Genomic DNA, 24,246 nt, shown 5'->3' with positions numbered 1-24,246 from the left:
TGTATGAAACATTTTGTTGTGAATTTTTCATTAACTTTTAACGATATTCGGCCGATTTTGATGAGAATGAAGACCTTATTACCCCTACTTTTACTTCACGCCTCAATACTTTGCGGGCAAGAATTTTATTTCGAGCACTATAAAGTTGAAGATGGCCTTTCTCACAATACGGTTCTCAGCTCTATTCAAGATGAAAAAGGATTTTTGTGGTTCGGTACTAAAAGTGGCCTAAATCGTTTTGACGGATATAATTTTAGGCTATTTCAAAAAAATGAAGACGACCCAAAAAGCTTACGAAGCAACTATGTAGAAAGTCTTTTTGAATTAAACGGTACTATTTGGGTAGGTACCGATAACGGGCTTCTTTCCTATAACGAAAAACTGGAAAATTTTGATTTTGTAGAAGGTACCGAGAACAACCAGATCATTGATATGAGTGGCGACTCAGATGGTAATCTCTGGTACATCGCAGAAAGTAGTCTTATTAAATATGACCCCAACAAAAAGGAGAGTACTAAGTTCGAGGCAAGCGAAAATTTCTACGCCTCCGATGTTATCAACACCAAAGATGGGTTATGGGCCTGTTCAACAAATACCTTATATAAATACGATAAGATTACCAACAAATTTACCAGACATGCCCTAGATGTCGAAGCAAGCCCCAGTAGCCCTTTTGGCATTAACGAACTTTTCTCGCTTGATGACCGAACCATTTTGTTGGGCACTCAAAATCATGGCGTGCTTGCATTTGATATTATTTCGGAAAGACTACAGGAAATCGGCTTTCTTACTTCTGGCAAGCAATATGTTCGCGACTTTGCCCTGCGTAGCAATGACGAACTTTGGGTAGCTACTGAATCCGGATTGCATATTTTCAACCTGATAACCAAGAAATACAGTAATCTTAAGAAGAATTACGACGACCCTTATGCCCTTTCCGATAATGCCGTCTATAGTTTGACCGTAGATAAAGAGGGAGGTGTTTGGGCCGGAACCTATTTTGGGGGCATCAACTACCAATCAAAACAATATTCGCCATTCAAAAAATACTTTCCAAAGTCAGCCCAGAACTCACTTAACGGAAACGCCATTCGTGAAATCACTGCCGATAAATATGGAAACCTTTGGATTGGCACAGAAGATGGCGGGCTCAATAAATACAACCCAAAAAAAGATAGTTTCACAAATTTTACATCTATTGAAAAACAGAAAGATGGTATTCTAGCGCATTACAACGTTCACGGTCTGCTTCCTATTGACAATAAACTTTGGATCGGTATGTTCGACAATGGTATTGATATTATGGACATCAATACGAATAAGATTATCAAGCACTACGGCACCGATATGGCTCATGGATTGCGGAGTAATTTTGTATTCGCAATCAACCAGACACGGTTAGGCGAAATCTTCTTTCTATCGACCTTTGGGGTACAGACCTTTAACCCGACCACAGACAAATTTGAATTATTTGAAGGGTTTCCTGACAATTTACACTACACCAGTTTTTTAGAAGACAAATCAGGCATTTTATGGGCAGGCACCACGTTCGATGGCCTTTATTCATATAATCCAGCAACCGGAGAAAAAGAAGCTTATAGATATAATAGTTCTACACAGAACAGTATCTCGAACAACCACATCAACTCAATATTTCAAGATAGTCGAAACAACATTTGGGTGAATACCGAAAATGGACTTAACCTCTTTCTTGAAGAAACCAAAGCGTTTAAACGCTACGGACTCAAAGATGGTTTTCCCACTAATGTGTTTTATGCCACATTAGAAGATGACAGTGGCAATCTTTGGATGAGTACCTCTAACGGGTTGGTCGAATTCAATGCCATAACCGGCAATAAAAAGATATATTCAAAGGCGGATGGGCTACAGAGTGATCAATTTAATTATATGGCCGCCCATAAAGCCGATGATGGCACCATGTATTTCGGAAGTGTCAACGGCATGGTCAGTTTTAACCCTAAAAATTTCAAAAAGAACAATTACAGTGCACCAACTTATATCACCGCCTTACAGATAGACAACCAAGACGTTTTTGTAAACCAAGAAGATTCACCAATTGAAGAATCGATTACATCGCTAAAAAAACTAACGCTAAAACCGTCGCAATCTTCATTCAGTCTCGAATTCGCCGCTTTAAGTTTCAATGCACCAGAGAATACAGAATATTGGTACAAGATGGATGGGCTTAACAATGACTGGGTGCATCTACAGAAAGACCATAAGGTCTATTTTACCGAGTTGGCACCGGGCAATTATAATTTCTTCGTAAAATCAATGAACAGTAGTGGTGTATGGGGAATGGAAACATCCGGTCTTCAAATAAAAGTGTTACCTCCCTTTTACAAAAGCAATCTAGCCTACTTACTTTATACCTTGCTGACACTATTGCTAATTTTTCTAAGCTTTAGAACCTATCACCAGCGCATCAAGTTCAAGAACGACCGAAAAATACGGCAATTGAATAGCAGAAAAGAGAAAGAAATTTATGAGGCCAAAATTGAGTTCTTCACTAATATCTCACATGAGATCAGAACACCATTGACACTCATCAAAAGTCCTCTAGAAAAAGCTCTTAGAAGGTCTCATGAGATACCTGGGGTAAAAGAGAATCTCGCGATAGTCAAAAGAAACACCAATCGCCTTCTTGATTTGGTCAATCAGCTGTTGGATTTTAGAAAAACGGAAATCGAAAGGGTCGATTTAACTTTCGTGAGAACTAATATTACCAAACTCATACAGTCAACCTATGAGAGGTTCAGCGAGGCCATTCGCGATAAGGAAGTCGATTTCCGATTGAATTCGGAAGATGAGGATATTTACGCCTCGGTCGATAGCGAAGCTCTCAAGAAGATTTTAAGCAACCTTTATGGCAATGCCATTAAATATGCCGATTCAAAAGTATTGGTTGATTTAAAGAGGAATGAATCGACGATTGAACTGACCATTAAAAATGATGGAGATTTAATTCCCGGTCATTTAAAGGAAAAGATTTTCGAGCCATTTTATCGGGTTTCGGGTTCAGAAAACCAAACCGGAACCGGTATCGGTCTGGCCTTGGCACAATCGCTTACCGAAATGCACGGCGGTAGCTTGAGCCTAGACACCTCCGATGGTTCTTTGAACAGCTTTGTGCTAAAACTGCCCATCAACCAAGAGAAAGAGTTCATGCTTAGGCCTAAGGCTGTTGAACAAGAAGATGTAGAAGAACCTATCGCAGACCAACCGGCAACACAAAGCAATGAAAATACGGTATTATTAGTCGAAGACAGTATTGAACTTCTCGATTTTGTGGCAAAAGAACTTCGGGAAGACTATTACGTTTTAAAGGCTACGGATGGTGAAAAAGCATTAAAACTTCTTCATGAAGAAAACATTCAGCTAATTATTAGCGATGTGATGATGCCTGGCATGAATGGATTTACCTTATGTAAAAAAATAAAGACCAATCTTGAAACAAGCCATATTCCGGTCATTCTTCTTACCTCTAAAAGTGCCATGTCTGCCAAAATGGAAGGACTTGAATCCGGTGCGGACGCCTATATAGAAAAGCCATTTTCAGTCAAGCACTTAAAAGTACATATAGCCAATCTTATAGAGAACAGAAGGCACGTAATGGAGCATTACGCAAGTTCGCCTTTAGCTCATATTAGAAGCATTGCCAGCACTAAGACCGATGATACCTTTATCAAGAAACTAGATGAAGTGATCATTCAGAATATGGCCGATCCTGACTTAAATGTTGAAACTTTGGCGGAAATCATGCATATGAGCCGCTCTACACTCTATCGAAAAATAAAAGATATATCAAACCTAAGCCCCAACGAACTCATAAATATTGCTCGCTTAAAAAAGTCGGCAGAACTATTAAAAACAGGCAATTATAGGGTATTTGAGGTAGCTGAGATAGTAGGTTATAATTCTGCAACGAGCTTCGGGCGTAATTTCCAGAAACAGTTTGAGATGAGTCCGACAGAGTATATGAATTCGGTGGACTAAATTAGAGGGACTCAAACAATCTCTAGTTTTATCCATGACCAAACAAAAGATATTCGAAAAATTAAGTTATAAAATTAAGTTGTAGAATAGAATTTAACTACTACTCTATCTCTCAAGCCATTTTTACTTTAAAAATTAAAACTAAAAGAGCCACTAATTTCTCAATGGCTCTTGTTCGTCGGGATGACTGGACTATCAGACACCCCATATGTCGTTACAAATCAATAAGTTACTTTAATTTTTTCAAAACAGGTAACCGAATAGGTAACTTTTGAACACTCCGATTTGTCCTTTTTACAAATTTAATAAAATTTGACATTAGATGGTGTAGCCTTTGGGCATTGGCTACTACTTCTAGGATGCGCAACCTACAATATGTCAATGGCATCGTTTATGAAAAGTTGTTCTTTAAGTTTTGTAAAAAAAATGCTATATATCAGATGATGTCTTCCGAATGGGTATAGTTATCACCTTAATTAGTATTTAGGTACTCAACGGGTGGTCTAAAAAAAACACCATTTTCACTAAGCAATAGCATTTGCTTTTCCAGTTTACTTAGGAACGAATTCCATGAGCGATTTTTATCTGCAGACCAAGCAGCTTCAGAGAATGCCAATGCCCTGGGGTAGGTCATATAGAATGCTCTTTCTAAATTTGGTACGTATTCGCCCCAAACATACGCTTCAACTCCTTTGATAAAGCCACTTTCTTCATCAGTCAAACCCCTAACAGGATCAAAATGATACGTGTCTTTTAGAGTAAGTAGAGGCATCCAATCTGCGTTTGGCAAATCTCCTTTCCATTGTGGATAATCAAAATAAGCACTTCTTCCATGCGAGTTAATCATTTTTAATCCCCTTGTTTGAATTTCCCTGAGCATTTTATCTGGATGTTCATTTCGCCATAATATTAAAGAACTATTAGCAGGATAGTGCCTTACATTACTTTCGTACCAAAAAATTGGTTCTTTTTTATATTTTATCAATATATCATTTATCCGACCAAAGAAATAGGCCATTAGTCCTTCTTCGTCTCCCAAACGATTATTGTGTATCATTGCTTGGCAATGCGGACTTCTTTTCCATTGATCCAAGGGTGCTTCATCTCCTCCCAAATGCAAAATATTATATGGAAATATTTTCACTACTTCTGCTAAAACGTCTTCATAAAATTGATAAACTTCTTCCTTACCTGCGCATAGCAGCTCTTTAGAAACACCGGGGGTGGTACTCAATTCAAACTTTTTTGGAAAACATGCCAGTTCTGGATATGCCGCCAAAATGGAAATTCCGTGACCAGGCATATCTATTTCGGGAATAATTTCAATATGTCTTTCCTTTGCATACGCCACTAACTCTTTAAGCGCCTTCTGGGTATAAAAACCTCCATGAGGTTTACCGTCTCCCATTGTTTCCTTCCGTACCGACCCTATTTCTGTTAGTTTTGGGTATTTCTTAATTTCTATACGCCATCCATGATCGTCCGTTAAATGTAGGTGAAGCCGGTTAAATTTATACATTGCCATAACATCTACATACCTTTTCATATCTTCAATAGGTAAAAAATACCTTGCCGGATCCAGCATTAAAGCACGAAAACTAAAGCGGGGGGTGTCTTTTATGATTACAAATGGTAAGCTTCCAGAATTTTCACCCTCTATGCTTAAAGGAAACAATTGTCTTAAAGTTTGAATTCCATAAAAAAGTCCTTTTTTATGGGAAGCCTCAAACCTGATTCCAGTTTGGCTTATTTCTAAAAGGTATCCTTCAGAATTTTTAATAGAATCATTAAACTTAATAGCTACACCTTCCTTTGCAGGATTTTTTGATGGTAATAACTCAATCCCCGTTTTTAGTTTCAAAAGTTGCTGCAGATTCACAATCTCATTACTATTGAAAAATTCTTTAGCCACGATAAAACCGTGAGTCTCATTTAAAGTAAAATAACCTTTAGCAGACCTTACTTCAAATGGTTCTGGAACCACGTTGTTTGCCAACACTTGAGTTTGCGCCCCTGATTTATGACATACCAATGATGCCAAAAACAGTAAAGAACCCAGAATTTGAATATTAGGAATTTGGGGCCAAAGGGTCTTAGAAATAAATGAAATAAGTTGGAATACAACTCTTCTCATAGGTATCGAAATTTTAATAATTTTTTAATTCACTTTTAATCACGTAGGATAAGATTTATGGTTATAATTTTTTTAGTGCTTATTGCATTGGCTGCGTATCTGCCAAGAATTCCGGTAGTGCACTTATCTTTTCACAACCTACCTGTTCCATAATCTGTTTGAGTTCTGTTTTAAGGAGAGAAATAGTATGATCGCCCCCCTTTTTTCCTAAAGCACCAACACCGTACATAAAAGAACGGCCCATAAAAGTAAACTTGGCACCTCTGGCCAACGTTCTGGCCACATCTGGCCCAGAACGTAGACCGCTGTCCATCATAACCTCAGTTTTATGCCCATAGTTTTGCACAATGCGAGCCAATGAGCGGATGGTAGATTCTCCCGCATCTAACTGTCTACCACCATGATTGGAAACTATGATTCCGTCAAGACCTAACTGCACTGCCTTTTCCGCATCTGCTTCACTTGCTACCCCTTTTAGCACCAGCTTGCCTTTCCACTTGTCTCGTATAGGCTTTATCCTTTCTTCATTCAATCTTCCTGTAAAGGTTTTGTCCATAAATTGGGCCAATTGGTTTAAATCAAGATTCTTTGGCATGTATGGCCGTAAGGTTTCAAAATTGGGCTGCCCATACTTAAGCGTATTCCAAGCCCACTCTGGTCTACTTAATACCTGTAAGATGTTCTGTAAAGATATTTTTGGGGGCATGGCCAAACCATTGCGTATATCCCGTGGTCTATAGCCAAATGTGGGCACATCACAAAGTATTACCAATACCGGGTATCCAGAAATGTCCAGTCTATGTAATATATCGTTCCTTAAGCGTTCTTCTGCCGGATGGTATAATTGAAACCAGGCCGTACCTTCTGAAACTTTGGCTATACGTTCTATACTACTTGTAGTAACCGTACTTAGAACAAATGGAATGTTGTGGGCTTTGGCCGCCCGAGCCAAAATCTCTGGAGAATTGGGCCACATTAAACCTTGAAGACCTACAGGAGAAATCCCAAATGGGGCATCATAAGTATGACCAAAAAGATTTGTCCTTAAATTTATCTTTCCATGCTCCCCTAGATAATCAGGTATAAGCTCAACCTTTCTTATGTCATCCGTGTTTTTTCGAAGGTTCACATCTTCATTACACCCTCCATCCAAATACTCGAATGCAAACTTGGGCATTTTCCTTTTTGCCCTATTCCTTAAATCATCCATAGAGGGATACCTGGAATCTACTTTCCACTTTTTTATAGACATAAGTTTCTCGTTAAATTTTTTAATAGAATTATTGACCACTGTGAATTTAGAAAAGGGGACTTGATGCCTGCCAAGCCCCCAATCCTCAAACTAACTAACAACTTATTTTTAAGGCATTCTTGCTTTTGTCCTATTCTAAAAGAATTGGTCTATACCCTCCCTTGGAACGGAAGTACACTAAGAGAATGAGATAGCAGATGAGCATGATAATTGGAAAGACAATCACCTTTATTAAAGCTCTTTGGGTTCCCTTGTTCTTTAATTGCCTCACCAAATTTCTGACTTCTTCGGGGTTATTCGTTTTATCAATTATCCCGGTAAGCTGCTCTGCATGGAGCGTTTGGTAATCAATGATTGAATAAATAGTTTTTTCTTTCAAGGGTAACTGTACTCCTTCCGTATCTACCAGCTGGCTGGGCATTACCTCTGCTAATTCCTGTGAGGCCCGCAACTGCTCTATTTGGGAGTTGGATTGAAAAGCACCGATAATAGGGGCGCCCAGCATACCTACCGTTAGCATACCTATACCACTCACAGCATTTAACGTAAGGGCACCGCCCTTGGGCGTTTGTTCCGCAACAACCCCCAAAGTAGTAGGCCAAAAAAATGTTTTTCCCAGTCCGTATAACGTTGCCGCTAAAAATATATACCACCCTGTTGAAACGGACAGAAAATAAAGTCCGAAAATAGCGAACACGCAGCTAACGATAAGTAAATTCAAAGGACTTACCCTATCCAGTACCGATCCTGCAAAAAGCCTTAAAACCAGCATAATTGCCGAAGTGTAGATGAGTACCCAACCAGCATCAAAACCCTTGGACCTAGCGATATCGTCCATGATGGATTGTATCCATGAATCCGTTCCCAATTCCGTGGTAGACAATGGCATAATTATAAAGCAAAGAAAAAGCAAAATTGGCCTTCCCAATGTTTTAACATACCAACCAAAAGCCAACACCATAAATACCCCTATACCTATAAAACTATATTTTAGTACGTAGTCATCCGCTGCCGGTTCAAAGAAATCGTTCAACTGAAGTACTACCAGGAATGCTACCAGCGAAGCTCCTCCCACCCCGAACTCCTGTAACATTTCCTTATAACTTACACCGGCTGCAACCCTTTCATTAGTAGGAAATTCCTGCCTGATCAAAAGCACATAATACATGATAGCGGGAACCATGGTAATAGCTATTTTGATCCACCAAGCAACGTTACCCATTGCAATTAAGATAATACCTGCCAAAACAAGACCCCCGGGCCATGCGGCATGTAGGATATTAAGCCATTTGGATTTGTTACGCGAAAACATCGTGGCAACTACCGGGTTAATAAATGCCTCTACAGTGCCATTGCCCAATGCAAATATTAAACTTCCCCAGTACAATAAGGCGTAAGCAGAATCTGTATCTCCCACTTGTAGGTACTGATAAGCAAAATATCCTAAAATACCCCACGACAAATGACCTATAAAAGCAACTACCATGGCAACTTTATAACCTATTTTATCAATCAAAAGACTAAAAAAAATGATTGCTACAAAAAACGGCCAAATTCCGATGCCCATTAATTTTCCCGCTTCCGCTGGATTTAGGTCAAAGGCCTCGCTCCATGTGTCCACCAGAAAAACCCTTGTAATAAACCCAAATGCGGTTGTAAGTAGGGCAATAAAACACCCTACAAAGAGCAGGTTATTGTTTTGTGTTGCCTCCTTGTTTTTACCGTTCATTTCTTAAGTTTTCGATTGTTACTTTAAAGAGTAAGCGCTTTGAATTTCTTGGTGAGCTTTGTCAAGGAAGATTCCACGGCCATACGTTCCAATGAAGAAGCACCAACAAAACCATGAACATCCGTTTTTTCAAGGATGACCTTCACATCATCTGGAGTATTTATGGGGCCGCCATGTGCCAAAAAGATAATATTCTTATTTACACTTTTCCCTGCTTCTATAATTTCTTGGGTTCTTTTAATGGCAAAATCCATGTTTACCGTGGCTCCCACCACCCCAATGGACCCGCCTACGGTAGTACCCACATGCGCTATAATGGCATCTGCCCCTACTTCTGCCATTTGCTTGGCCTCTTCTGCAGTTGCCACATAAACACAGCTAAACAGGTCCATTTTAGAGGCCAACCTTACCATTTCAACTTCCTTGCTAAAGCTCATTCCGGTTTCCTCTAGAATTTCCCTAAAATTTCCGTCTATGATAGAATGCGTAGGAAAGTTATTTACACCGGAAAAACCCATAGCCTTTACTTGTTGTAGAAAATGCCACATTCTCCTTCTTGGGTCCGATCCATGTACCCCGCAGAAAACAGGAATTTCCTCCACTACTGGCAAAACCTCAAACTCTCCAATTTCCATAGCTACGGCATTGGCATCACCGTAAGCCATTAAACCAGCGGTTGATCCGTGGCCGGACATCCTAAAACGTCCGGAATTATATACTATTAGGAAATCCGCACCGCCTTTTTCTATGAATTTGGCACTTATTCCCGTACCGGCACCTGCTCCAATTATAGCCTTCTTTGCTGCTAGGGTTTTCTTTAATCGTTCTCTAATTTCTTCTCTGGTATAGGGATTACCCTTTCCTGTCCATTGATTTGGCATATTGTTCTATTTAATTTTTTAGTGATTCCAATACACTATTTACCAACGCTTCGGCAAAAGCCGCATCATTGATGTGCGCATCGATTTTCTTTAGTTTTATTTTTTCTGATAAGTGTGCTTCTAAACTTTCGAACAACGCCTTATCCGCAATTCTATCCTCAAAAATTTCTCCTGTATTATCTATTTGTGAAATTCCCTTTAAGGGTATCAGTACTTGGGCCGGCGCCGATGAGCCATTTACCTTTTCCGCTAACATTTTCCCTAGGACAACGCCTTCCTCTTTGTTGGTTCTCATCAAGGTTACATCCGGGGACCAGCTATATAACTTTCTATCCTTATAGTTGGCAGGAACGGTATCCATTTGCGAAAAATTTACCATGTCCAAGCATCCGGGCGCCACGATTTGTGGTATACCCATTTCCGATGCGGCCGTTAGTCGATCAGAACCGGCACTTAATACTCCTCCCAATAATTCATCTGCTAATTCCGTAGTGGTAACATCCAATACTGCCGTGAATACTCCTTCCCTGATCAACGCCTCCATTGTGGCCCCTCCTACGCCAGTTGCATGAAAAACCAATACTTCATAGCCTTTGGCCTTTAAAAGTTCCGTACATTTATTTACACAGGCCGTTGTATTACCGAACATGCTAATGGCTATTCTTTTTTCACCATTTTTTAAGGATAGATTACCCTCATTGGCCATGGCGGCAATAGCTGCGGCAGCTTGGTCCATTTGCAATTTGCTTACACTGTTAAGACCGGCAACATCTACCGAAGATACCATTAAGGTTACGTCCTTTACCCCTATTTGGCGGGAAAGATCTTTAGCGGCAAGCGTTGATATGCAAAATTTAGGCATGCCCATGGGTACTGCTTGCATGGCTTCTAAAGCAATATAAGTGCCACCGCCACCTCCCATGCCAATAACTCCTTTAATCTGTTCTTGGGCTACCAGATTCGTTATAATCCGTGCCGCGCCCTTTCCCATCATCTCGACCGCCTTTCCCCTATCGTTATTTGCTTTGATTGTCTCCAAATCCGTATTAGCGGCTTGGGCCACTTTTGCATTCTCAAAGTCCACAGGAAATCTTACATCACTTTCCATAACGCCCGTATCAATGGTCATTACCGTTTCACCTTTGAATCGTAATCGATTATATAAATAGGTGAAATCCTCTCCTTTGGTATCGAAGCAACCAAGCATGAGAATTGCTTTTTCGTTATTCTTCATGAGTTGCACCCTTACACGTTAAAATCGAAAACCACCACGCGTTCCAATTTTGGAACAACAAAGGCCTTTACCTCTTCATGAATAGGGTGTGGCAAATATGCTTCCCTAGATTCGGGACTATCAAATGTCATAATAAATCCATGGGTAAAACCGTCGTTCATTCCCTCCGTACTATCGTATTGGCCATGCTCCATTTTTAAGAGCCCTGGAATTTTTCCTACCATATCTTTCATTACAGCAAAACAATTGTCTACCTGGGCTTGTGTAATTTCTTCCTTGAACTGAAACATTCCATAATGTCTGGTCATGATCGTAATTCTATTTTTTTATTAATTTATTTGTTGGTTATTTTTGAATAAAGGCGAACACCCCTTTTTTATTGGCCGTTACCAAGTCTATCTTGCCATCTTTATTAAGGTCTGCGGTAGTAATTTGCCTTCCTACCCCAGAATCATCATCTATTTTATATGGCACAAGTTCCGTAGTACCGTTTTTGTTTCTCCGGGTACGAAACCAGTACAGCGCTGCTGGCTCTTCTGCTCCGGGATCGCGCCCGTTATGTGCATAATAACACTTACCGGTAACAATATCCGGTATACCATCCCCATCAATATCCGCCTTGGACATGGCGTGCAATTGACTAAAGGACACCCCGTAAGTATTATCCATAGGGTCATGGGTCATTATTTTATGTTCCTTGAAACCTATTTCTTGCCCAATTTTAATCTGTTCAAACCAAGAAAGTCCGTACCCATGGCTGTCCATTGCCGTAATGACATCGGTATCCCCGTCCCCATCAATATCATAGGCAAACATTTGGGCACCTCCTGTTCCGTGGGAAAATGCAACAGGATGGTATTCCCACGGAGTGGTCCTGTCCCAATTTACGGGCTGTTGCCACCAGCCCGTTTTCTCCAGAACGTCTGTTAATCCGTCTCCATTGATATCCCCAGCTCCCAATCCGTGGGAAAAAACGGGAAACCTATTTTCATCCTTTTCGGAAATAGAAAGTAGTTCCCATTCTCTATTTCCCTGGGCAATGGGCACGCCCAAGACCAATTTTCCCTGACTAAAGGCCAGCAACTCCTTGTTTTCATCACCGATTATATTTACCATTTGTGGCGATTCATGGCACACATGGCGTATGGCCCCTATATGGACAACGTCAGGTATAGAATCTGATAGGGAAAAAGGAATTTTCCCAGGATCCCGTACCCATTTGCTATCCGTTCCCGGTATTCCAATTTGGAGAATATCCATCCAATCATTTTCATCTATCCGTAGCGGAAAAGTGAAAAAATTGTCGGCATACCCTTCCAAGCCCGGTCCGGTTATAGGAGAATATCCAACCGGACCGTAGGCAGCAACATTCTTAAAAGAAGGTCCCTTCCAATACAGGTTTCCTGCAACGATGTCCATATGCCCGTCCTTATTTATATCCCCAACGGAAGCTCCCTCGGATATATACTTATCCAACAGTTTTATCTTGGTGAAGGCAACCGATTTAGGCTTTTTCACATAGGTTTGCCCCATGATATAAATGCTCGTCACTATTGACAGAACCAATGCTAATGCCATTCTATATCTAAGGCCAGTGTTCATCTAAATTATTTATTTCAAGGTCTTTATAAATGCTAACAGGTCTGCCACCTGCTCATCATTATAATTATCTATTAAACCTTTTGGCATAAAGGAACGCCCTCCCAAGAAACCTTGTGTGGCTATTTCATTGGCTTGAATAAATTGATTGCTACCTCCCATAAAACCAATTGTAGTACCACGATCATCCTGTTTCACCAAGAATCCTTCAACGCTGTTACCGTCCTTTTTTGTTACCCTAAATACTGCGTAACTACTTTCTACCGCCGCATTGGGGTCTAGGATAGCCGTTAACAATGCCTCGTTCTCCCTAAGGGCGGAACCATCCAATGCAGGGGCATAATCATAGCCTTTGTCCCCAACCCTATGGCACATAAGACATACTTGAAAGAGTTGTTCTCCCTTCTTTGGATCCCCACCGCCTTTTTCGGCTATGGCCATCATCCGTTCCAATTTGGCCGTAAAGGCCAGTTTTTCCTCTTCGATCCGTTTTTTTACGGCTTCGAACAAGTCTTTGCCAACAGGATCTTCCGGGTTGGATTGAAATACTTTTTCCGCACTGGAAATATTGAACTCTTTAGAGGATAACTCTTCTTTGGACAGTAAGTTCTTTAAGACGGTGCTGCCCTCCTTAGCTTGGGAAAGAATGGAAATGACCTTTTCCTTTTGGGTAGCGTCCAATTTCGGCAACCAAGCAATCAAGGTTTTCTCGGTTTTATTTATGTCTCCCTTTGCCATATTCTGAAGTGCCACCGCCCTTAAATCCATGTCCAAAGTTTCCATTTGGGCCATTTTTTGCAAAGCTGACAAGTTTTTCTTGGGCTCCCGCGTTAAGGCTATTAGTGCAAATCTCATGGTCTCCACAGTGGAATTTTCGTCTACAAAAGGAAAAACCAGATTTCTTAGGGAAGATATGTTCAGTTTTCCAACGGCATCCAAGCCCAACAGCTGCTTATCCTTGTCCCCACTTTGAAGTAAACTTTTTACAGGGCCTACCAAGGCGGAAGTTAGCTTATCGGACTGTACCTGTGATAAGTTTTTAAGCGTAAGGGAAACATGCTCCCCTGCCTTGTTAAGATCTTTAAGTTGAGGAAGAACGGCGTTCCTAACATTGGCGTTGTCCAACATTCCGGCCATGATAATAAAAGTAGGCTCATCAAAGTTTTTATTGTCCGCTTCCTTCCAAAGTTTTACAAAAACGGCCTCCCGTTCTTTTTCAGGAAGTGCCTGACTTGCCCATATTAAGTTGGATGTTTCAAAATTTTCCGCCTCACTGGAAGCAATGAACTTGGATAGTTCCCTTGGATAGTTTTCCAAGGCTTTTCTGGCCAAGTAACGCTCAAAGTTTCGTTCATAAGCCCCACCCATTTGGTTTCCTTCCAAAGGAGGATCACAGGCGTCTACCAATATGGAAATGGTTTGTTGATCGGCCTTGCCTACGGCATCTAACGTACGTAAAACTTGCGAACGTATCATAGGATTTGCATCCTTGGCCGGTTGTTGAAGCATTTTTGCCAAAACCTCCACTCCTAAATCAAAAGACTGTAAAGACCTTATGGCCTCCCTTTTTACATCATCCGAAGCATCGTTCAACAATTGATCCATAACCCCTTGATTATAGTGGCCAATTCCCTCCAAAGACCAGAGCGCCAAAATTCTGGTAATATCATCTTGCCCTTTGTCCGTTACAAGAGCGATGAGCTCATTGGCCAAACCATTGGTTTCATAAGCCGGCCTGTCTGTAATTTGATGCCATGCCGCCCGCTTGGCCCAAAGGATCGGATCTTTTAAATGGCTGACCAAATCCTTGGTAGGCACTTCATAAAAATTGGTGATTTTACCTGGTTTTTGTGATTTATGACGTACCCTAAAAATCCTACCATGGGATTTATCCCTATCTGGATGGGTGGTAGGCAACTCATTATGCGATACGATTTTATTGTACCAATCCACAATATAAAGGCAGCCATCCGGGCCAAACTCCATGTTTACCGGTCTAAACCAATCGTCTTTGGATTTTAGGAAATCGGGCAGGTGTTCCGCAGTAACACTACCGTCCTTTTCGCGAACTATACGCACCGCATTAATAGCACTGGTAATTGGATTGGCAAGGAAGGCCACATCTTTCCATTCTTCCGGGAATCCGGCACTTCCATCATCGGAAAAAGCGAGACCTGAAATTCCGGTACCCCCTACCCTAAATTTATGCAACTCAGGCATAAATGGCTGGTAAGGACGTAACCTTTCGTTTCCAATACCCGGATAACCGGTTCCCACTTCCATGGGAACTATGGAATACCCAAGGTCATTGGCCTCGGTTCCGTACCATTGTCCATTCCCCCTCTGTTTGAAGCCCCATATATTTTGAAGTCCGGCGGTAATTACCTCCATTTTCTTAGCATTCAAGGAAAAACGTCCTATTTTACTATAATCCATTCGCATGGACGCATCGCTGGTATAAGAAGTTACCTTACCCTTATTAAGTGCTCCATGGCTAAAATGAACCCAATCCCCTGGTCCGCGAACCAAGGTATGTGTCATGGTATGTGTGTCCGTATAACCAAAGCCTGTTAATAATGGGGTACGCTTGTCCGCTTTTCCATCATTGTCCGAATCCTCCAAAAAGAAAAGTTCCGAACCTTGGGCTACGTAGGCGCCATTTTTATAGGGTAAAATACTCTGAGGAATTGCCAAACCATCGGCCCACACATTGGATTTGGGACGATTGCCATTATAGATATCGGAAAGTACCAAAATCTTATCCTCACCCTTAGTTTTTCCCTTATACAGATCCAAGGCTCTTTTAAAATTAGGGTCCTTTTCTTGCGCTTCGGGATTGTTCATAAGGTTTAACAAATCGTGCCATGCAATATCCGAGACCGGATCCATAGGGTACATTTCAGCGGTTTGTGTCCACAACCTACCAGCATCGTCAAAAGCTATGTGTATGGGGTTGACTACGCCATCTTCTTCACTGGCTACCAATTCTACCACAAATCCTTCTGGCACATCAAAACCCGCCAATTCTTCTTCTGCTGATAATACCTTGGTACGGGCAGAATGCGTTTTTCTGTTATAATCAATCTCTTCTTCTTTTTGAACATCGACAGTATTTGCCGATTCTGTTTTGTTCTTACAACCTACCAACAAAATTGCCAGTAAGCACACTCCAAGATAAAACGGTCGTGTAATCCTCATTGTAGTCTGGTTTTAAAAAATAATCTAAAGTGCAGTAAGGGTTAGTTCTTTAAATTCTACCATGGCATTGCCGCCACTATGCACCTGAATCCCTATAACCCCTTTATTAGGTATTGCTGCATCCTTTTCTACATAATCTGCGGTTTTTACACCATTAATGTAAAGCTCGTGCCGATTCCCTTTACATCTAACGATATAGCTGTTCCATCCATCTTCTTTTAAAAGATGTTTTAAGATACTTAAGTCACCGTCAACCAACTTTCCCCTTCTATGCTCATCATATATATCTCCCCAATAGCCCTTACCTATATCTGCTTGGTAACCTATAATATGACCATCTTTAATAGTGGATCGATATTGCACCCCACTATTGATCAAACCAGTACTATGATCTCCCGTAATTCTAAAGAGAAATCTTAATTCAAAATCTTGATATTCCTTAAGGGTATGCAAATAGGTGTTTTCAGGTATTTTGGTATGACCATCACCACCTACCAAAGTACTGTCCATTACTGCCCAAAATTTTGCATTCCTTGCATTGAGCACTTTCCAGCCTTTCATAGAAACCCCATCAAAAAGAACTTCGGTTTTTTGCCCTTTAACCGTAGTACAGGAAAGGAGCAGTATAAGTACCATAGATACTGATACTCCTTGAAATATTGGATCTATGATTGAAAATAATCCCCGCTTATGGAGACTTTGTTGCAATTGAGAATAGTAGTTCATTTATTTATGTTATATGTGAATCTTGAATTATAATCATAGTTTGGCATTAAGTTTTGAACTTTTGCTTGCAAACTTTTAAAAGTAAATTTTGTGCTTGATTAAGTTTTTGAATTTGGCCTCGAATTTGTCCCAAGACTGGATTGGGACGTCCTATATCCTAACATACAACAACTTATATAATCGTTAATGGCGGAGCATTTAGGTATGCCTTACAAGTTTGTTTTTAATTTAAAAAGAAGGGCTCCTTTAGAAAAAGCCCTTAATTTAAAAGGTAGATACATTTGTTTCAAGGATTACCTGCCATCTAACCAACCTGGATTTTGTTCCAATTGAGGGTTTAACGTTAACTGCAATAATGGTAATGGAAATAAATAGTGCTTATCTTCAAAACTTCTATTAACCGATGCATCAATTATTCCAAATCCGTCGGTATCATAAGCCGTAAAACCCTTTAAAGAGTTATCTATTACCCTGATTGAACCAGAAACTGGATCAAAAACCTCAAAGGGTTCTTCAAAAGGCGTTCCTTGAAATTTAGTTGATTTAAAATCTTGGGACATTTCAATTTCGGCAATTTTCCAACGTCTTAAATCATCAAATCTAAAACCTTCAAGATAGAGTTCTATACTTCTTTCCCTTCTTATTTCTGCTTTCATATCTAGACCATTTGTTGATACAAAAGCATTGGTCAGGTCAGGCATACCCACTCTGTTTCTTAAAAGATTTATAGATTTGGACAAATCCGTATCCGTTATAGACCCATCTCTTTCCAATAAAGCTTCCGCGTAAATGAGCAATACTTCCGCAAAACGAATTACAGGGTAATCTATTCCAACCCCTTGGGCTACCTCTGGAATAAACTTATGAATTAGATAACCTGTTGAACTCGTCCAGAATCCATCATTAAAAGCTCCTGTATTAAGTAGGCTAGGAGCATCATACTTGCGATCGTAAGGCTCATGATACCAAAATTGACTAAATGGCTCTACGAAAACGCTCTTCATTCTTGGGTCTCTATCCAAATACTCATAATTAGTTGGAACACCTGTTGCTGGATCTATATCAAAACCATATCCTTGAAATACGGAATTAGGATGTGTAATTGGCAACCCTGTATTATCCAAGAACATATCCGCCATTTTTTTTGAGGGTGATAAATTACCACTATTCACTGAAATGTAACCTGAATTACGATCCGTCGTATTGAATTTATTGGCCAATATAATTTCATTCTGACTTTCTTTTCCCAAACCTGCCGGATTTGAAGGCTTGTCGGTCTCCAATATGAAGAAATACCTATAGCTGTCATCCCCCAACACATCCCTGCGGTCAAATAGACTATGTTTACCACTTTCCATAACCTGCAACGAAGCATCAATAGCTTGAGAGAAATAACTATTGCTATCGCCAGGCGTACCGTGATATTTGCTCCAAGTACCTTCAAATAATGCCACCCTTGCCTTAAGTGCCAATGCCGCATTTTTACTCACTCTGCCAATATCTACACTTTCTACAAGAGAACCTATGGGAGAAGCAATAGCGGCATCCAAATCATTAAGGATAAATGCAACGACTTCCTGTCTTGAGTTTCTTGGGCCGTATATGATGTCTTCATCATTTAAGTCCAACACTTTATCTACAATAGGCACCCCTCCATAATCCTTTAGAAGCCTAAAATAAGCCAAGGCCCTAAAAAACCTGGCCTCACCCTCATAGACCATTACTTGATTTTTTAGTTCTTGATCCTCTAGTTCTTGAACTCGATTAATTAAATAAGTGGTAAAACGTATAGTAGCATAGTTACCTCCCCAATCGGCGCCGAAGCCATTACCTTGGGCTTCTATGTAATCACTATTACTAACGGGATGCCCTCCTGCGTTTCCAATATCCGCATAATTATCCCTATTAGATCGGCCAAACCCTGGAAGACTCCCATAGAATTGGTTCGTAAAAATTTTAAAATCGTTTTCTTGGGTAAAGAACACGTCTTCGCTTATCTGGTTGATTGGGTTTAGATTTAAATCCTTCTCACAGCTAATCCCCAAGAATATTGTTACAATAATAGCTAACAGTTTATATCTTCTATTCATGACCATTCAATTAAAAATTTAAATTAAGTCCTAATGAAACCGTAATGGGGTAAGGAGTTAAGTTTGCATTATAAGGACTTTCTGGATTATAACTCTTTGGCATATTGTTTACCAAGAAACCTACATCACTTGCGTTAACGTATAACTGTATTTTATTCATATTCAGTTTATCCATAACAACCTTCGGAAACGTATAGCCCAGTTGAACGTTCTTCAATAATAGATAGGCATTATTCCTCTTCATATAAGAAGCATCAGAAAAGACATAGTTATTACCCTGCACAGCATTATTAAAGCTCCCATTCACCACAGAAGGTCTTGGGTAATGCCCATTGGTTCTTGTTGGCGTCCAGTAATTATCAATATAATGTTCATAAGGCTGAACCCACGGAAAACTATAATTTACCGGCGTTTGATCGAAAACAGTCCACTTTCCAACCCCGATTAAAAGGGCACTAAAATTGAAATTCTTATAATTAAGCCCTAAATTGAAGTTATACTCATAATGTTTTTCCGTATCTCCAAGATTGATTAAATCGCCGGAATCTTCGGTAGGATTGCCATCTTCATCCTCCTTATATTCCCGTCCTTCCAAGATACCATCGCCATCTAAATCTGCATATTTGGCATCCCCAGGTCTTAATAAGGTAGTAATGCCTCCGGTAATGTTCTCATAATATTCGGTCAAGTCAGCCTCATCTTCTACCAAACCTTCAAATTGATAGCCGTAAACACTGCCCAATGGATTGCCTTCTACAAAGGCATTGTAGCCATACCCCACCACTGGACTATCTGCCAATGTTATAACTTCGGTATTTGCATCACTAATATTGAAGCGAGCATTGTAACTAAAATCCTTCCCTAGCCTATCATTCCATCCAACTGAAGCAATCCAACCAGTTGCCTTAAAGTTAGCACCATTTATCTGCGGTGCGGGAGCACCTAGTATGCTCGGGTATTCTTTAGTGAAAAAGGCATTTTTGGTTTCTGTAATAAAGTAGTTTCCCTCTAAGCTTAAACGATTATTGAACAAAGTAGCATCCAAACCAAAGTTGGTCTTGTCCGCTGCCTCCCAAGTTGCGTCTAAGTTTGGGAACCTACCCAAGGTGGCAACCTGTGCTGGCGCAACCGCGCCCGGAGCACCTAATAACACCCCCGTACCTAATGATAGGGTTGACGCAAAACTATATACCCCAATACTACCTTGATTCCCCAACTGCCCCCAAGACGCCCTTAATTTTAAACTATTGAGTGCGGAAAAATCGAGGTTTTTGATAAAGTTCTCATTGGAAACATTCCATGCTCCACCTAAACTGAAAAAGCTATCATACTTAAAACCCTGAGCAAATCTCGATGAACCATCTCTTCTAAAGGTACCTTCTACAGTGTACCTATCTTTAAATGAATAACTCAAATTTCCGAATAAAGATTTCAAGGAAATTTCTGATTGAACATCGTTATTGAATTGTTCTTCAGAATCCCCTAGCACCAAAGACGGCAATTGATCATAAACAAGATTTCGTCTCCAGGCGTTAGTTGTGTCATAAATAAACTCTTCATGAGAAACTCCTAACAAAGCCCTTACTGTGTGATTATTACCAATAGAAGTTTTATAAGATGCCGTTAAGTTTCCTATAAAAGTTTGATCAAACACATTACTTACAGACACATTGGTTTGCGGCTGCTGAGCGTTTAATACTCCTGGAGCTTCATCTAAATAATAGGTCCTAAAAGACTTTAAAATAGATCTAGATTTAAGTCCCGTGAAGGTCTTGGTAAATCTTCCTGTAATATCAAGCCCTGATATTGGGGTATAGGTTGCATATAATTGTGGATTCAACCTATATGTTACAGCTTCCCGATTGCCACCATCTTTAAATAACCCTATAGGGTTCGGTGCCGCATTCCAACTCATATATCGCCCCTCTGGGGTGTAAGGGTGATCAAAGGAAGCCCTTCCAGCAAGAACGTTCTGAGCTGCCTCATAATTAGTTGGTTCCTTTAAATTATTGGTGGTAATACCGATATTGGCACCAAACTTAAATTTTTCGTTATGCGTATAATCAACTTTTAACCTTCCAAAATATGTTTGGTTTTCATTAGTTCCAAAACGCAACATTGAACCCTGATCTACTGTTCTTAACGAAGCATAATAATTTAATTTATCAGAAGACCCAGATACATTAAGATCATATGTATACGTCATGGCGTTGTTATAGATAATGTCATACCAATTGGAATTACCCCCTAATAACATATATGGTGTATCTGGAAAAGCTCCTACTACTTCGTGAGCGAAATTGCCGTCTTTAATAGCACTCTCCGAAGTTAACTTATTATCCTCCATATATTGAAACACTTGGGGAAATCTCCATAGGGGCGTTGAATTGGAAAGTTCCCATCCTTCTTTTAAATAGTTCATATATTCTATGGTCGTGCTTTTTTCCGGATGAATATTGGGTATAGCAATAGAGGTGTTAATGGATGCTTCGATAGAAGGTTTACCTCCCCTTTTTGTAGTTATGACTATAACTCCTTCCGATGCCCTAGAACCATAAATAGCAGCCTCTGCGTCCCGCAGGATACTAATGGACTCCACATCATTGGGGTTTATGGAATTAATACTTGCCTGAACACCGTCTATAATAACCAGAACTCCTGGGGTATTTCTGGTTGCCAACGCTCCTATACGAATATTTCTGTTGTCTGTATTTTGCCCAATTCTACCGGGATTGGGCAATGCTACGGATACGCCTGCAGCCAAACCCGGCAACAAGGTTGACAAATTATTGGTTGGCCTGTTCTGCAATACTTCCTTATCTATAACCGCAACCGAACCTGTTAGATTAGCTTTTTCCTTGTTCTGGTAACCAACCACCACAACTTCATCTAGGCCCTCCGCATCTTCTTGCAATACAATATTAAGCGTGGAACTTTCCGTGATAGGTACCTCCGTACTCTTAAAACCAATATAGGATACCACCAATACCGCATCTGGGTTGGACACATTTAAACTAAAATTTCCATCAAAGTCCGTTTGTGTTCCGTTACTCGTCCCTTTCTCTACTATATTGGCACCGGCTAAGGGTAGACCACTTGAATCTACTACCGTGCCTGTAATTGCCTGCTGTAAGGTGTTTTTTACTACAATGGCCGTAACATTTGTAGCCCGGACATCCGGTATTGCGGAATAGGCATTTGAAGAAAGCAAGCCAATACTAAAAATACCCAAGCCATAGCGGAGGGCGGATATTTTAGACAACAACTTTGGGCACCGCTGCCCATACTTGTTCTGTTTACACATAATTTAATAGTTTAAGTTTAGTTAAAACATCATTTAGCTACTGGCCAGTAGGGTTATTTGTTTGGTCTCTCATTTTAAATTTTCTTTTTTAGAAAAAATCAGTTGAGAGGCTATCCATCAAATCCGTTAAAAAGAAGTGACTAATTCGTCAGGGATTTTAACATCGATTTGATTTTTCTAAAGTAGTTCCGGGAAAGAGCTCTCACTAATTTTTAAATGGCCAACATGTCCCATTAAAGATTTTGGGACGTCCCACCCCCTACAAACATTAGGGTTTAACGTTATGTTCACATTTGTGCGAAGAAGTATGTTTTAACCTTTAAACAGAAAAAAAGCAAAAAAGGATATCAATTAAATATGATTTTAATCGTCCAGAGCGGTCTTTTTTGAGAGTTTAAAAAGAAAAACACCATATAAATGACAAATCTGGGCGCTACGAACTGATAATAGCACAAAGCTTTAGAATAGAAATTTGAGAGTTTTAGAATAAGAAAGGAGAAGAATTATCCAAGGCCATTCTTATATTGGGAGGGTGTTAAACTGGTTACCGACTTAAAAACCCGATAAAAGGAAGATTTAGAATTAAAACCACTTTTTTCTGCCAAATACATCATAGTATAAGCTTCATTTTTTGGATCTTTCAGTAATTTTTTAAATTCTTCTACCCTTAAAAAATTTAGATAATTGGTAAGTGTAGTTTCTTCTACCTTTTCGAACAATTCATTTATTTCGGTTTCTTTAGTTGAAGTCACCCGAACAACCTCTTTCATCTCGGGATTGGATTCTTTAAATATTTCCGAATTTTTAAGGGCTTGTTTTAAGTTATCCAATTTTTGCAATTCCGCTTGACTGGCTTTCTCTCTCTTCTTTAACGGAAAAATTATTCCTTTTGATAAAATATACGATACCACTAAAATAAAAACCACAAAGGCCAAGTACCTCCAAATAGTAAAGCCTACTGGTTTATTAAAGAAAATTATATCATCTACCATGATGTGTCCCCAGCCACCGGAATAGTTGTCTACTATTTCAATTACCGCATTTTCACCTTTAAAGGAAGATACATCCCATTCGTGTAGGCGCATTTGACCATCATTTTGACCAGTTTGGGAATAGACAATAGAATCGTTCACCAGCAAATTCATACAGGTAAGACCTGCATGTCCTCCTCCACCGATAATAAAACGAATACCATCATAATTTATAGTAAAAGGTTCCGAAGTTAGTTTACCGACCTTTGTATCATGGGTCTCACCAAATGAAAATGCGAAAAACTTACCGTAAAAGCCATTGGGTGTAATAGGATAGTAGACGTTGGTTCTATTTCTAGGAATTTCAAAGGCTTCTCCTTCTACCTTCCAACTATTATAGGTTCCGTTTTCAAAATCCTCGAATATTTGCTTTGTTGGGTGTTTGTAATCACTAAAGGTAATATCATCTACCAATATATGGGGTATAGAGGCTCCTTGGTACTCTAACTCCATGGCGTCCACTACCTCTATCACTGCCCCTTGCCCCTCCAAATCCCCAACGTCCCATACATTTTTTCTGAGCGTTCTGTCATTTGCCCCCGTGGCCACCCTTACCACTTTATTATTAATGATCAAGTTAACGCATTGCCGCGTAGTATGGTTACCTCCACCTATCCAAAAGTGAATGTATTTTCTATTAATCGTAAAAGGATTGGAGACCAGTTTTCCTTGACCCTTACTCAAACCTTCGCCTTCCTTATTGGAATAAGCAAAAAATTTTCCTTTGATGTTCTTAATTTCTTTGGATATGGAATCTTTACTAACAGGTCTTCCAAAGGCAACCCCTTGTTTGTTCCAGTTTTTATAGGTACCGCTTTCAAAATTATCAAAAATGATATCTGGACGTTCCTTTTTAGAACATGATAAGAGAAGTAGTATCAATAGCAAGCTCGAACGGCCTAACATTCGCTAAAATCTATAGTAGTTTAACTTCAAAATGGATCAGGAGCCAGAAAAATTGAGTTGGTTTTTCCTATTCCTTACACTAAACACAAAACAGTCTGTTCTTTGTTTGCCGTTTCTATTTGAACTATAAGAATCCGACAAGACC

The 24,246-nt window shown here is 39.9% G+C and carries 13 protein-coding genes; 1 reads left to right on the top strand and 12 read right to left on the bottom strand.

From position 1 onward, the window contains the following. Window positions 1-66: 66 nt before the first annotated feature. Window positions 67-4,017, top strand: a complete 3,951-nt coding sequence (locus BIZ36_RS15180; protein WP_222937418.1) for a hybrid sensor histidine kinase/response regulator — start codon at window positions 67-69, stop codon at window positions 4,015-4,017. 472 nt (window positions 4,018-4,489) lie between these two features. Here the strand turns inward: BIZ36_RS15180 and BIZ36_RS15175 are convergent, their stop codons facing one another. The 12 genes from BIZ36_RS15175 to BIZ36_RS15120 all read right to left on the bottom strand — a co-directional run bounded on the left by BIZ36_RS15175 (window position 4,490) and on the right by BIZ36_RS15120 (window position 24,101). Continuing rightward, window positions 4,490-6,151, bottom strand: a complete 1,662-nt coding sequence (locus tag BIZ36_RS15175; protein ID WP_187458742.1) for a beta-N-acetylhexosaminidase — start codon at window positions 6,149-6,151, stop codon at window positions 4,490-4,492. A 79-nt stretch (window positions 6,152-6,230) separates the two neighbouring features. Continuing rightward, window positions 6,231-7,403, bottom strand: coding sequence for an alpha-hydroxy acid oxidase (locus BIZ36_RS15170; protein WP_187458741.1), 1,173 nt, complete (start codon window positions 7,401-7,403; stop codon window positions 6,231-6,233). A 130-nt stretch (window positions 7,404-7,533) separates the two neighbouring features. After that, complete coding sequence (locus tag BIZ36_RS15165) at window positions 7,534-9,132, bottom strand: MFS transporter (protein WP_187458740.1); 1,599 nt, start codon at window positions 9,130-9,132, stop codon at window positions 7,534-7,536. A 23-nt stretch (window positions 9,133-9,155) separates the two neighbouring features. Further along, entirely contained in the window at window positions 9,156-10,013 is an 858-nt protein-coding gene (locus BIZ36_RS15160) for a phosphoenolpyruvate hydrolase family protein (protein ID WP_187458739.1), read from the bottom strand. 10 nt (window positions 10,014-10,023) lie between these two features. Then, the gene (locus tag BIZ36_RS15155) at window positions 10,024-11,247 is read right to left on the bottom strand and encodes a Tm-1-like ATP-binding domain-containing protein (RefSeq protein WP_187458738.1); all 1,224 of its coding nucleotides are present in this window, start codon (window positions 11,245-11,247) and stop codon (window positions 10,024-10,026) included. Between the two features lie 11 nt (window positions 11,248-11,258). After that, window positions 11,259-11,555 carry a Dabb family protein gene (locus tag BIZ36_RS15150; protein WP_187458737.1) on the bottom strand — a complete coding sequence of 99 codons (297 nt, stop codon included), beginning with the start codon at window positions 11,553-11,555 and terminating at the stop codon, window positions 11,259-11,261. 37 nt (window positions 11,556-11,592) lie between these two features. Next, window positions 11,593-12,849: an FG-GAP repeat domain-containing protein gene (locus BIZ36_RS15145; protein WP_187458736.1), complete on the bottom strand. Its 1,257-nt coding sequence runs from the start codon at window positions 12,847-12,849 to the stop codon at window positions 11,593-11,595. Window positions 12,850-12,858: 9 nt separating this feature from the next. Then, window positions 12,859-16,044 (bottom strand): PVC-type heme-binding CxxCH protein, encoded by a 3,186-nt coding sequence (locus BIZ36_RS15140; protein ID WP_187458735.1) that lies wholly within the window; start codon window positions 16,042-16,044, stop codon window positions 12,859-12,861. Between the two features lie 24 nt (window positions 16,045-16,068). Next, window positions 16,069-16,770, bottom strand: a complete 702-nt coding sequence (locus tag BIZ36_RS15135; RefSeq protein WP_286174828.1) for a 3-keto-disaccharide hydrolase — start codon at window positions 16,768-16,770, stop codon at window positions 16,069-16,071. Between the two features lie 293 nt (window positions 16,771-17,063). Then, on the bottom strand, window positions 17,064-18,860 hold the full coding sequence (locus BIZ36_RS15130; protein ID WP_187458734.1) for a RagB/SusD family nutrient uptake outer membrane protein: 1,797 nt from the start codon (window positions 18,858-18,860) through the stop codon (window positions 17,064-17,066). A 10-nt stretch (window positions 18,861-18,870) separates the two neighbouring features. Continuing rightward, a complete protein-coding gene (locus BIZ36_RS15125; RefSeq protein ID WP_187458733.1) occupies window positions 18,871-22,164 on the bottom strand; it encodes a SusC/RagA family TonB-linked outer membrane protein in 3,294 nt (1,097 codons plus the stop codon). Window positions 22,165-22,667: 503 nt separating this feature from the next. Then, window positions 22,668-24,101, bottom strand: a complete 1,434-nt coding sequence (locus BIZ36_RS15120) for a helix-turn-helix domain-containing protein (RefSeq protein ID WP_187458732.1) — start codon at window positions 24,099-24,101, stop codon at window positions 22,668-22,670. Window positions 24,102-24,246 lie beyond the last annotated feature (145 nt).

Source organism: Cytophaga sp. FL35, assembly GCF_014349235.1.
Classification (GTDB): domain Bacteria; phylum Bacteroidota; class Bacteroidia; order Flavobacteriales; family Flavobacteriaceae; genus Euzebyella.
Note: the sequence above shows the minus strand (reverse complement) of the source record. Positions and strands in the feature narration are given on the sequence as shown.